Origin of the sequence: Pseudodonghicola xiamenensis DSM 18339, from assembly GCF_000429365.1 — a bacterium.
GTDB lineage: Bacteria > Pseudomonadota > Alphaproteobacteria > Rhodobacterales > Rhodobacteraceae > Pseudodonghicola > Pseudodonghicola xiamenensis.
The window spans coordinates 46,614-58,162 of sequence record NZ_AUBS01000027.1 but is presented as its reverse complement, the minus strand read 5'-3'; the positions used below and the strand labels follow the sequence as shown (position 1 = coordinate 58,162).

The following is an 11,549-nucleotide window of genomic DNA, read 5'->3' as shown; positions in this document are numbered from 1 at the left end:
TGGTCAAGGACCGGGACGCGCTGCTGACCTTCTACGACTACCCGGCCGAACACTGGAAGCACATCCGCACGTCAAACCCGATCGAAAGCACCTTTGCCACCGTCCGGCATCGCACGAAACGCACCAAGGGCTGCCTCAGCCGCAAGACCGGACTGGCCATGGCATTCAAGCTGATGATGTCAGCGCAGGCAAAATGGCGCAAACTCGACGGCCGGAACCGCCTGCCCGAAATCATCCAAGGGGTTGAGTTCCGCGACGGCCTCCGCCACGTTCAAATCGCCGCCTGATCAGGCGTCACCAACTTCTGCGCATATCTCGGTCTGCTTGCGCTCGATGTCCTGTGTGAAGATCTCATCCCAGTAGGGTGTCAGGAAGACGCGGACGTTGTAGCGGGCTGCCTTGGCTGCTGCAGCGATGTGGGGCGGCACTGGGAGGCCGCAGAGGGTCAAGTATCCCATTATATCGGGAATGCCCCGGTCGAAGATCACGGGGCCTGAGAGTGCTTGAGCGTCCTCGTAGGCGCGGAGATCGCGTTCAAGCATCCGTTCGGCATAAGCCACGCGATCCGCCCAAGGGAGGGCGTCTCCGCCGCGGGCCATCTCCTCGCGAATGATCGCGCGGCCGGATTCGGGGATCGTATGAAAGCCGCGGCGGGCGAGTTCGGTGATGAGGCTGGTCTTGCCCGCACCAGGGCCGCCCGTCACGACGAAGAAATGGTCGCTCATGGGCCATCCTCGATGGTGAAAGGGGGGGGCTGCAAAGCGATCGACACGCCAAGGGCGCGGATCGAAGCAGCATGGATTTTCGTAGGGAAAACAGCACTGGTCCGCTCGGCAGAGGCAAATCATCTGACGAGAAAGGCAGAACTATCTGGTGCTTTTCAAAGAGAATTTGGTGGAGCCTAGGGGGATCGAACCCCTGACCTCTTGCATGCCATGCAAGCGCTCTCCCAGCTGAGCTAAGGCCCCGTCGCTGTTGCCAGCGTGCCGTCTCCGGCGGTGTGGGCGTCATTTACGGAACGGCGCCGGGATGTTCAAGCGAAAAAATCATCTGTTGGGGGGATTTTTTCGTGGGCTGCAAAACCGTCTGAAAACAGCGGTGGCAGCGGGGGCGGGCGCCTGGTTGCGTCCGCCCCGGGCTGGTTACGACTCGTCGTCGTCCGAGGACATATCGGCGATGTCGTCGAGCGAAACATTGTCCTCGTCGTCCTCGTCATCGAGAACATCATCGCCGAGATCCATGTCGACCGCATCGTCGTCATCATCCAGAACGACATCCTCGTCGTCTACCGAACGGGCCTTGGCCTTCAGGGTCGCTGCGTCTTCGGCATCGGCGGCGATCATTCGGCTCTTGCCGACATCAAGTTCGACGATCTCGCCCGTGTAGGGGCTGATGATCGGATTCTTGTTCAGGTCGTAGAAACGCTTGCCGGTGGTCGGGCAAACGCGCTTTACACCCCATTCTTCCTTGGGCATGTGAAATCCCCTCGATTATCTGCTGATATCTGCTGAGTCGTGTCGACGATTCCGTGCACCTGCCATATGAGGTAGACACTGTCAAAGCCTTTGCGATCCCGGGTTTCGAACGGATGAGTGAGTATTTTCTGGATGGAGCGCCGCCGGTGGCCCTGACCCTGCGCCGCTCGGCCCGGGCGCGGCGGATCAGCCTGCGGATTTCTCAGCTTGACGGGCGGGTGACGCTGACCCTGCCTGCCCGCGTTCCCGAGGCGGAGGCGCTGGCCTTCGCGCGCGAAAAGGAAGCCTGGATTCGCCAGCATCTGGAGGCGCGGAGCGAGGATGTCGATATCGCCATCGGTGCCGAGATACCGATCGAAGGGGCGATGCGGCAGATCGTACCGGCGGACGGGCGGCGGCTGGTGCTGATGGCCGATCGGATTGCAGTGCCGGGGCCGGCGGTGGCGATGCGGCTGCAATCCTGGCTGAAGGAGCTGGCACGGGATCGTCTGGCCGCGGCCTCGGACGATTATGCGCGGCGGCTGGGCCGGAGTTATAGCCGGATCACCCTTCGGGATACCCGCTCGCGCTGGGGGTCGTGTTCGTCGCAGGGGGCGCTGATGTATTCCTGGCGGTTGATCTTGGCGCCGCCGGAGGTGCTGAGCTATGTCGCCGCGCATGAGGTGGCGCATCTGGCAGAGATGAACCATTCACCAGCCTTCTGGGCACAGGTGGGGCGGATTTACGGGCCCTATGAGGCGCCTCGGCAATGGTTGCGGGCCCATGGCGGAGAACTGCACCGCTATCGTTTCTCCGGCTGACCGCGCGGGGCCGCTTGACGGCGGCGGGCTTTGTGATCACATGGGAGCATGTTGATCCAGTCCCGCACCTCGGACCCGTTGCTTGCCGCGCATGACCGGGTCTATCGCACGCTTCGGTCCCGTATCATGCATGGCGAGATCGCCCCGGGCACCGCTCTGACCCTGCGCGGGATCGGTCGGGAATTCGAGGTGTCGATGACGCCGGCGCGCGAGGCGGTGCGGCGTCTGGTGGCCGAGGGGGCGCTGCTGCTGTCGAGCTCAGGGCGTGTCTCTACCCCGGATCTCGGGCCGGAGCGGATCGAGGAGCTGGCGGCGTTGCGGGCGCTTCTTGAGGTCGAGCTGGCCAGCCGGGCATTGCCGCGGGCGCATATGGCGTTGATCGACCGGCTGACCAGCATAAATGCTGTGATTGCCGAACGGGTACAGAAGCGTGATGCGGTGGGGTACATCCGGTCCAATCTGGAATTTCACCGCACGCTTTACCTGCGGGCCCAGGCGCCGGCGATGCTGGCCATCGTGGAAACCGTGTGGCTGCAGCTCGGCCCGACGATGCGGGCGCTTTATGGCCGATTGAACCGAACCGAACCGCCGCATTTCCATCGGTTGATCATTGCCGCGCTGAAGGCAGGCGATGAGCCGGGGTTGCGGCTGGCGGTGCGCTCTGACGTGACCCAGGGGCTGAGGCTGCTGGCGCGCTGAGATCGCCCCCGTTGGGGGGCGAGCCTCCGGCGGGGATATTTCCAGCCAGAAAAAGGCAAGGCGGCGGCGCCTTGTTGCGCAGCCGGGGCAATCAGCACGGTCACCGGCTTGGGGGCTTGGTGGATTTGCGCTAGCTTGCGTCAAAATCACGTGAGGAGACGGGCTGATGATGAAGATGACGCGGCGGGTGTTCGGTCTGACGGCGGCGGCAGGGGCGCTGTCGGCCTGTTCGGGCGGGGTATTGCAGACGGCGGCGCCAGCGATGCGCCCCGTGTCGAACCCGGCCTATGATGCCTGGGTCGTGGGATTTCGCGACCGGGCGGCGGCACGGGGGATTTCACCGCAGGTGATGGTGCGCGCCTTTCGCGGTGCCGGCTATTTGCCGGGGGTGATCGAGCGGGACCGTAACCAGACCGAATTCACCCGATCACTGGAGGATTATCTGGCGATCGCGGCCTCGGACGAGCGGGTTTCGACCGGCCGGGCGATGATGTCGCGCCATGGGGCGTTGCTGCGGCGGATCGAGGATCGCTATGGTGTCGAGGCGCAGGTGGTCTGTGCCGTCTGGGGGCTGGAAAGCCGCTATGGCGCGCGGCGCGGCGATGTGCCGGTGATTTCGGCGCTGTCGACGCTGGCCTATGATGGCCGCCGTGGTGCGTTTTTCGAAAGCCAATTAATGGCGGCGCTGAAGATCCTGCAGGCGGGGGATGTCAGCCCCGAACGGATGACCGGAAGCTGGGCCGGCGCGATGGGGCACACGCAATTCATCCCGACGACCTATCTGGCCTATGCGGTGGATTTCACCGGCGACGGGCGGCGCGATATCTGGGATGCAGATCCCAGCGACGCGCTGGCCTCGGCGGCTGCTTATCTGTCGCGCTCGGGCTGGCGGCACGGCCAGCCCTGGGGGCTGGAAGTGGCGCTGCCGCAGGGGTTCGATGCCGGGCTGACTGGGCGCGGGAAGGAGCGCAGTGTTGCCGCCTGGCGGGCGTTGGGGGTGCGGCCGGCGGCGGGGGGGATTCTGCCCGATCATGGCTCCGCATCGGTGCTGGCCCCTGCCGGGCTGAATGCGCCGGCCTTTCTGGTCTATCGCAACTTCCAGGTGATCCTGCGCTATAACAATTCCGAGAAATACGGGCTGGGGATCGGCCATCTGTCCGATCGGATCGCCGGGGGCAGGCGTCTGCGCGGAACCTTCCCTCCGGATGCCAATGGGTTGACTCTGGCGGATCGCAAGGCGTTGCAACAGCGGTTGACCCGGGCGGGCTTCGATACGGAAGGGGCCGATGGGGTGATCGGCGACAAGACCCGTGCCGCGATTGCCGGTTATCAGCGACGGCAGGGACTTGGCGTGACGGGAGAGCCCTCGGTGGCGTTGTTGCGGCGACTGGGCGGATAGCGGCAGGGGCTGAGCGCCCCCTGCGCCGGCGGCCTTGGCAAGGCGCGGCGTGCGGCCTCGCTGTCGGAGTGTCGCGTGGGGCCTGAGCCGCGGGCTTAGGCCGCCAGCCCCTTGCTGCCGATGTCGAGGAATTTCTGCCGACGCTCTTTGATCAGCTCTTTGGGCTTCTTGTCGGCCATCTCGGTCAGCATGGCGCGCAGGGTGTCGCCTACCGCGGCGATAGCGGCCTCGCGGGCGCGATGGGCGCCGCCGAGGGGCTCGGGGATCACCCGGTCCACCACCTTGAGCTTGAGCAGATCTTGCGCGGTGATGCGCATCGCCTCGGCCGCCTCACGCATCTTTTCGGCGTTCTTCCAGAGAATCGAGGCGCAGCCTTCCGGCGTGATCACCGAATAGACCGAATGTTCCAGCATCGCCACGCGGTCGGCGGAGGCCAGCGCCACGGCGCCGCCCGAGCCGCCCTCTCCGACGATGACCGAGATCAGCGGCACGCCGATCTGCAGGCATTTCTCGGTCGAGCGCGCGATCGCCTCGGATTGGCCGCGCTCCTCTGCGCCCTTGCCGGGGTAGGCGCCGGGGGTGTCGACCAGGGTGATCACCGGCAGGCCGAACTTGTCGGCCATTTCCATCAGGCGGACCGCCTTGCGATAACCTTCAGGGCGGGCCATGCCGAAGTTGTGCAGGATGCGCCCCTTGGTGTCGTCGCCCTTTTCCTGGCCGATCACCATCACCGGCTTGTCGTCGAAACGGGCAAGCCCCCCCATCACCGCGTGATCGTCGGCAAAGTTCCGATCGCCGGCCAGCGGGGTGAATTCGGTGAACAGCGCTTCGATGTAATCACGGCAATGCGGTCGCTGAGGATGGCGTGCCACCTGACATTTTCGCCAGGGTGTCAGGGTCTGATAGAGGTCGGCCAGCATCTTTTCAGCCTTGGCGTCGAGGGCGCTTGCCTCTTCCTCGACATCCATCTCTTCGTTGGCACGGGCGAGCGCACGCAGCTCTTCGGCCTTGCCTTCGATTTCGGCCAGGGGTTTTTCGAAATCCAGATATTGGGTCATCGGGCCTCTCGCTGCGGAACCACATGCGCGTTGTTGCAGGCGCTATATGACCCTGCGACCGCGCAGATGCAACTCGGCAAGAGTTGTTTGGGGGCTATGGCGACGACTTCGCGGCGGTCCCGGGGCGGATCAGTGGTGTCTGAACGCCACGGCAACCGGATTTTGCGGGGGCGTGGTCTTGCACGGTTTCAACCGGCCCGCAGCACCGGATAGAGCGAGGCCACCAGCAGTGCCGCCATGGTCCAGTTAAAGGCCGTCAGCCGGCGCGGATTGGTCAGCAGCCGGGCCATCTGCTGGCCCAGAACAGTCCAAGTGCTGACCGAAGGCAGGTTGATCGCCCCGAAGGTCAGTGCGACCAGAGCGACTGCGGCGGTCGAATGATCCGGCGTATAGGCGCTGATCGCGGTCAGCGCCATCGCCCAGGCCTTTGGGTTGACCCACTGAAAGGCGGCCGCCTGCAGAAAGGTGAAGGGGCGGCCGGCGGCCTCTCCGGTCTGGATCGGGGCAGCATGGGCGATCTTCCAGGCGAGCCAGAGCAGATAGACGACCGAGACAATCTTGAGGCCCGTATAGCTGTAGGGCACGGCGTCGAACACCTGCGCCAGTCCGGCGCCGACCAGCAGCACCATGAAGGTGAAGCCCAGCCCGATCCCCAGCATATGCGGCAGGGTGCGGCGAAAGCCGAAATTGGCACCCGAGGCCATCAGCATCAGGTTGTTGGGCCCCGGGGTGATCGAAGAGGCGAGGGCGAAGAGCGCCAGGGCAAGGAAGAGATCGTAAGTCATGGTGCGAAATCTTGCGGATGAATGCCGGAATTAAATTGCGTTTTGTCGAATGATTACAGAAGTTGCGCAACTAATGGCGAAGATGGATCAGATAAACCGCCGGATATTGCGAGAGCTGACGCGCGATGGGCGGATCAGCAATCTCGATCTGGCTGAGCGGGTGGGGTTGTCGCCCTCGGCCTGTCTGCGCCGTGTGCAGGAGCTGGAACGGGCCGGTGTCATCGCTGGCTATCGTGCGGTGCTGCAACCGGCGGCGATGGGGATCGGCTTTGTCGCCTATCTGGCGGTCGGGCTGGGCGAGCATAGCAAGGCGGCGCAAGAGGCGTTTGAACGCGCGGTGGCGCAGGCGCCGGAGGTGGTCGAGTGCCACAATGTCACCGGCACCATCGAATATCTGCTGCGCGTCGAATGTGCCGATCTCCCGTCTTACAAGCGGTTCCACACTGATGTGCTGGGCACTCTGCCGCATGTCACCTCGATCACCTCCTATGTGGTGATGGAGTCACCCAAGGACTTACGCGCCTGAGCGTGGTGCAAGGGGCTTGTCCGACAGCTTTGGTCTGCCTAGGCTCCAAGGATCGTCAGACCCGGGGTGGCCGGGTGCGAGGAGAGGTGTTTTGATGAAAATCGCGAGTGTCGCGGCGTTGGCCGCTTGGGGCCTGGGGGCGGCGGGAGCCGTCGCCGCGCCGTTGAAACTGACCCCGGCGGAGCCGCAGCCCACTGGATTGAAGGCGGGGCTGGCGGTGAAATATGCTTATCTCGGCCCGCCGCCGCAGAAGATTCAGAGCATGTCGATGGCGATGCAGATGCTGAATTCGGCCAAGCCGGGCCAGCCGCTGCGGGGGCTTGATTACCGGGACACGGATGAAGGCGATCCGGTGCTGACCCATAAGTATCCCTATAATGTCGCTGCCGACATTACCGGTTTCATTCGTTTCGACGCTCCCGGTGTCTATGAGATCGAAACCTGGTCAAACGACGGGATCAATGCGCAGATCGGCGGGGCCCTGGTGGGCGATTTCGACGGGCGCCAGGGTTGCGAGGCCAACCAGCGGGTCGAGGTGCAAGTGCCCAAGGCGGGCTGGTATCCGCTGAAATTCGCCTATTTCCAGAAATACGGCAGCTCCTGCCTGATGATGAAATGGGGCAAGTCGGGGCAAAAGCTGAAATGGGTGCCGAACGAGGTGCTCGGCTGGAAATAGGTCAGGCTATTCCAGGCCCAATGCGTGGAGCAGGGCGGTTTCGGGCGAGCTGAGCACCGGAACCGTTGTTTCCAGATGGGGCGCGGCCCCGGCCATCGAAGCTTGTGCCAGCACCGCGCAGGCAATGTCGGGGGCCGCTTCCAGCGCCATGCTCACCTGCCTTGCGATCTCCTGCGTGAAACGCCGGGTCTCTCCGTTTTCGAACAGCGGCCAGAGCTGGCGCAGGTCCAGCAGCCGGATATCGGCAGCCTTGCCTTCGGCCGCAAAGGCTGCCTCCAGCAGCGCCACCGAGGGCGCGCGGGTGCTGTTCAGGCAGTAGGCCAGCAGGACCGGCCCGCGGATCCGTGCCGCCCGCGCCATCATCGGCGCGTCGATGCGCAGTGCGCCGGCTTCGGCGGCGAGCGGCCCCAGCGTGGAGCAGCTGCACAGCACAGGGCCAGAGGCGGAGCGGATGGCCTCGGTGACCTCTGCCTCAAGATCTGCGTCGATGCCGGTCTGCGCGCGGACGAGCCAGTCGGGCCGCAGGATATGGGCCAGCCGTGCCCTGGGCACGAGCCGGGCGGCCAGATCGTCGAAGGTGGTGCGATGCACCTCGGCGGTATGGATCAGTGTGAGATCGGTCATGCAGCCCCCAATGGAAAGGGGGCGCCGGCTGGGCGCCCCCTGACAATACTTGCGGTTCGGTTGCGCCTATTTCCCGGCGATCAGCTCGGCCTGGGCGACGATCACCTCGGCTTGCTTGATGCTGGCGATATCGACCAGTCGGCCCTTGTAGACGGTGGCGCCTTCGCCGCGCGCCTTGGCGTCTTCCATCGCGGCGAGGATTTCGCGCGCCTCTGTCACGGCGGCCTCCGAAGGAGTGAAAACCTCGTTGGCGAGCGCCACCTGTTTCGGATGGATCGCCCATTTGCCGACCATGCCCAGCGTCGCCGAGCGCAGCGCCTGGGCGCGGAAACCGTCGTCATCCGAGAAATCGCCGAACGGCCCGTCGACCGGCAGCACCCCATGGGTGCGGCAGGCGGCGACGATGGCGGCCTGGGCCCAATGCCAGGGGTCGGACCAATGTTTTACGCCTTCGCGCAGCATGTAGTAGTTTTCTTGCGTCCCGCCGATGCCGGTAGTCTGCATGCCCATCGAGGCGGCGAAATCCGCGGCCCCGAGGCTCATCGCGACAAGGCGGGGCGAGCTGGCGGCGATCTCCTCGACATGGGCGATGCCGGCGGCCGACTCGATGATCACCTCGAAATTGATCTTCTTGGTCCGGCCCTTGGCTGTTTCCACTGCGGTGGCCAGCGCGTCGACGGCATAGACATCGGCGGCGCAGCCCACTTTGGGGATCATGATCTGATCGAGCCGCTCGCCCGCCTGTTCCAGCAGGTCGACGACGTCACGATACCAATAGGGGGTGTCGAGCCCGTTGATCCGTACGCTGAGGGTTTTGTTGCCCCAGTCGATTTCCGAAATCGCCTGAATGATATTCGCGCGTGCGGCATCCTTGTCGGAGGGGGCAACCGAATCCTCGAGATCAAGGTTGATCACGTCGGCGGCGCTGGCGGCCATCTTCGGGAAAAGCGCGGGGCGCGCGCCCGGGCCGAACAATTGGCAGCGGTTGGGGCGTGCCGGCGCGGCGGGCTGGATGCGGAAGCTCATGGGCCTATTTCTCCGGGTAAGGATGTTACCTATTTCATGTCTCTGGAAGTATTAAATTGCGCGCCATCCTGCAAGTAGATTGTGCTGGCGCAGCAATGCTGGCGCGGCATGGATGTGTGTCTTTTCTCGAAATGGTGGGATAGGCGCTTAGTTGTTCGTTTTGACTGTTGAATTGTGGGAGAAATTTGCGTGAATTTGTGATTTGTGTGTGGAAAACGCGATACAATCCATCTGTGTTTTCGATAGCGTAACGGGGAATCAGGATGGAGACACATGCGATGATCGAGACCCCATATCTCTTGTTCCTTGGCGACGCCCCCGATCAATTGGCGGCCAAGGTGGCGCAAGGTATCAAGGACTGGCGTCCGGAGAATGCCGTGGGCCAGTTCCGCATGGACGGCTGCAAGGCTGATCTGGGCCTGACCGACATGACCTTGGCCGAAGCCAAGGCTGCCGGCGCCAAGACGCTGGTGATCGGTGTTGCCAACCGTGGTGGCCTGATCAGCCAGGAATGGAAAAAGGTTCTGGTGGCGGCGCTGGAAGAGGGCTTCGATCTGGCCTCTGGCCTGCACAACCTGCTGCGCGACGAGGCTGACCTGGTCGCCGTGGCCGAAGCTACCGGCCGCACCCTGCACGATGTGCGGATCCCGTCGGTGCAATATCCGATCGCCAATGGCGTGAAACGGACCGGCAAGCGCTGTCTGGCGGTGGGGACCGACTGTTCGGTGGGCAAGATGTACACCGCCCTGGCGATGGACGCCGAGATGCGCGCGCGCGGCATGCAGTCGACCTTCCGCGCCACCGGTCAGACCGGTATTCTGATCACCGGCAACGGCGTGCCGCTGGATGCGGTCATCGCCGATTTCATGGCCGGGTCGATCGAATATCTGACCCCGAATAACGATGCCGATCACTGGGACCTGATCGAAGGCCAGGGCTCGTTGTTCCACGTGTCCTATTCCGGCGTCACCATGGCGCTGGTGCATGGCGGTCAGCCCGATGCGCTGATCCTGTGCCACGAACCGACCCGCCCGCATATGCGCGGCTTGCCGGGCTATACCCTGCCGTCGCTGGAAGATCTGCGCGACGTGGCGCTGAAACTGGCGCAGGTCGGCAACCCCGCTTGCGTCGTGGCCGGGATTTCGGTCAACACCCAGCACATGGGGGAAGACGAGGCGCAGGCCTACCTGGCCAAGCTGGAAACCGAAATGGGCCTGCCGGCAACCGATCCGTTCCGCTATGGTGCGGGCAAGTTGGTGGACGCGCTGGCGGCGATCTGAGCTCTCGGGGAACGGTCTGATCCTGCCGGGGGCGTCTCTGGCAGGGTCTTCTGGCCCAGAAGAAGGCAAAGGCGGCGTGCCGCGATCGGTGGCGCGCCAGCATCCCTTCGGGGGATTGAATTCCAAGTAAAGAGGGGGCGCCTGCAGGTGCCCCGACAGGGGGACCGGATGACCATTGATGTGACGCGCGACGTCTTCAAGCTGGCGCAGGTATTCACCATCAGCCGCGGCTCGCGCACCGAAGCCAAGGTGCTGACGGTGCGGGTGACCCGGAACGGCGTCACCGGCTGGGGGGAATGCGTGCCCTATGCCCGTTACGACGAGACGCTGGAAAGCGTCGAGGCGGAAATCCGCGGTCTGCCGACGGACGTGACCCGCGCGGCGCTCTATGATCTGTTGCCGGCAGGTGCTGCGCGCAACGCGGTCGATTGCGCGCTGTGGGACTGGGAAGCCAAGAGCGCCGGCAAGCGGGTCTGGGACCTTGCCGGGCTGGCCGCGCCGGGGCCTGAGATCACCGCCTATACGCTGTCGCTGGATACGCCTGAGGCGATGCAGGCGCAGGCCGCAAAAAACGCGTTTCGTCCGTTGTTGAAGATCAAGCTCGGCACGCCGGACGACATGCCGCGGCTTGAGGCAGTGCGCGCCGGCGCGCCGAAATCGCGGATCATCGTTGACGCCAACGAAGGCTGGTCAGCCGAGGTCTATGCCGATCTGGCGCCGCATCTGGTGCGGCTGGGGGTGCAGCTTGTCGAACAGCCACTGCCGGCGTCGCAGGACGAGGCTTTGATCGGGATGGAGCGTCCGGTGCCGGTCTGTGCGGATGAGAGCTGCCATGACCGTGCCTCGCTGCCCGGGTTGAAGGGCAAGTACGATGTAATCAACATCAAGCTGGATAAGACCGGCGGGTTGACCGAGGCCCTGGCGCTGCGCCAGGCGGCATTGGCCGAGGGCTATGACATCATGGTCGGCTGCATGGTGGGCAGCTCGCTCGCCATGGCGCCGGCGACGCTGGTGGCGCAGGGCGCGACGGTGGTGGATCTTGACGGGCCGCTCCTGTTGGCAGAAGACCGCGATCATGCGCTGTGTTTCGACGACAAGGGTGTGCATCCGCCGGATGCAGCGCTTTGGGGCTGAGAGCAGCCTCATTCGGGATTTTAAACAGCCCCCGCCTTGACCCTTCTCCTGTCAGGGAGAGGGGAGA

The 11,549-nt window shown here is 64.3% G+C and carries 14 protein-coding genes and 1 tRNA gene; 8 read left to right on the top strand and 7 right to left on the bottom strand.

Translation table 11 applies throughout. From position 1 onward, the window contains the following. On the top strand, window positions 1-287 hold a 287-nt coding region (locus tag G455_RS0116995; RefSeq protein WP_028094791.1), incomplete at its 5' end, for a transposase. Here G455_RS0116995 and G455_RS24475 read toward each other — a convergent pair. From G455_RS24475 to G455_RS0116980, 3 genes are all read right to left on the bottom strand, one after another. Further along, window positions 288-725 (bottom strand): AAA family ATPase, encoded by a 438-nt coding sequence (locus G455_RS24475; protein WP_084437114.1) that lies wholly within the window; start codon window positions 723-725, stop codon window positions 288-290. A gap of 167 nt (window positions 726-892) precedes the next feature. Further along, window positions 893-968, bottom strand: a tRNA-Ala gene (locus G455_RS0116985). A gap of 174 nt (window positions 969-1,142) precedes the next feature. Continuing rightward, window positions 1,143-1,475, bottom strand: a complete 333-nt coding sequence (locus G455_RS0116980) for a TIGR02300 family protein (RefSeq protein ID WP_028094790.1) — start codon at window positions 1,473-1,475, stop codon at window positions 1,143-1,145. 113 nt (window positions 1,476-1,588) lie between these two features. Here G455_RS0116980 and G455_RS0116975 point away from each other — a divergent pair, with 113 nt between their 5' ends. From G455_RS0116975 to G455_RS0116965, 3 genes are all read left to right on the top strand, one after another. Next, on the top strand, window positions 1,589-2,275 hold the full coding sequence (locus G455_RS0116975) for a M48 family metallopeptidase (protein ID WP_028094789.1): 687 nt from the start codon (window positions 1,589-1,591) through the stop codon (window positions 2,273-2,275). A 48-nt stretch (window positions 2,276-2,323) separates the two neighbouring features. Then, complete coding sequence (locus G455_RS0116970; RefSeq protein WP_035366931.1) at window positions 2,324-2,974, top strand: GntR family transcriptional regulator; 651 nt, start codon at window positions 2,324-2,326, stop codon at window positions 2,972-2,974. 169 nt (window positions 2,975-3,143) lie between these two features. Further along, window positions 3,144-4,373: a lytic murein transglycosylase gene (locus G455_RS0116965; protein ID WP_028094787.1), complete on the top strand. Its 1,230-nt coding sequence runs from the start codon at window positions 3,144-3,146 to the stop codon at window positions 4,371-4,373. A 95-nt stretch (window positions 4,374-4,468) separates the two neighbouring features. Here G455_RS0116965 and G455_RS0116960 read toward each other — a convergent pair whose 3' ends face one another. Both G455_RS0116960 and G455_RS0116955 read right to left on the bottom strand, forming a co-directional pair. Then, window positions 4,469-5,431, bottom strand: a complete 963-nt coding sequence (locus tag G455_RS0116960) for an acetyl-CoA carboxylase carboxyltransferase subunit alpha (RefSeq protein WP_028094786.1) — start codon at window positions 5,429-5,431, stop codon at window positions 4,469-4,471. 188 nt (window positions 5,432-5,619) lie between these two features. Next, the gene (locus tag G455_RS0116955; RefSeq protein WP_028094785.1) at window positions 5,620-6,216 is read right to left on the bottom strand and encodes a LysE family translocator; all 597 of its coding nucleotides are present in this window, start codon (window positions 6,214-6,216) and stop codon (window positions 5,620-5,622) included. 73 nt (window positions 6,217-6,289) lie between these two features. Here G455_RS0116955 and G455_RS0116950 point away from each other — a divergent pair, with 73 nt between their 5' ends. Next, window positions 6,290-6,742: an Lrp/AsnC family transcriptional regulator gene (locus G455_RS0116950; protein ID WP_028094784.1), complete on the top strand. Its 453-nt coding sequence runs from the start codon at window positions 6,290-6,292 to the stop codon at window positions 6,740-6,742. Between the two features lie 94 nt (window positions 6,743-6,836). Continuing rightward, window positions 6,837-7,418 (top strand): PA14 domain-containing protein, encoded by a 582-nt coding sequence (locus G455_RS0116945; protein ID WP_028094783.1) that lies wholly within the window; start codon window positions 6,837-6,839, stop codon window positions 7,416-7,418. A gap of 6 nt (window positions 7,419-7,424) precedes the next feature. Here the strand turns inward: G455_RS0116945 and G455_RS0116940 are convergent, their stop codons facing one another. Then, entirely contained in the window at window positions 7,425-8,042 is a 618-nt protein-coding gene (locus G455_RS0116940; protein WP_028094782.1) for a hypothetical protein, read from the bottom strand. A 66-nt stretch (window positions 8,043-8,108) separates the two neighbouring features. Then, window positions 8,109-9,068: an L-malyl-CoA/beta-methylmalyl-CoA lyase gene (locus tag G455_RS0116935; protein ID WP_028094781.1), complete on the bottom strand. Its 960-nt coding sequence runs from the start codon at window positions 9,066-9,068 to the stop codon at window positions 8,109-8,111. A 278-nt stretch (window positions 9,069-9,346) separates the two neighbouring features. Between G455_RS0116935 and dgcN the strand changes: the two genes are divergently transcribed. Both dgcN and dgcA read left to right on the top strand, forming a co-directional pair. Beyond that, window positions 9,347-10,348, top strand: a complete 1,002-nt coding sequence (dgcN, locus tag G455_RS0116930; RefSeq protein ID WP_028094780.1) for an N-acetyltransferase DgcN — start codon at window positions 9,347-9,349, stop codon at window positions 10,346-10,348. A gap of 168 nt (window positions 10,349-10,516) precedes the next feature. Beyond that, window positions 10,517-11,482 carry an N-acetyl-D-Glu racemase DgcA gene (gene dgcA / locus G455_RS0116925; RefSeq protein ID WP_028094779.1) on the top strand — a complete coding sequence of 322 codons (966 nt, stop codon included), beginning with the start codon at window positions 10,517-10,519 and terminating at the stop codon, window positions 11,480-11,482. The last annotated feature ends 67 nt before the right edge of the window (window positions 11,483-11,549 follow it).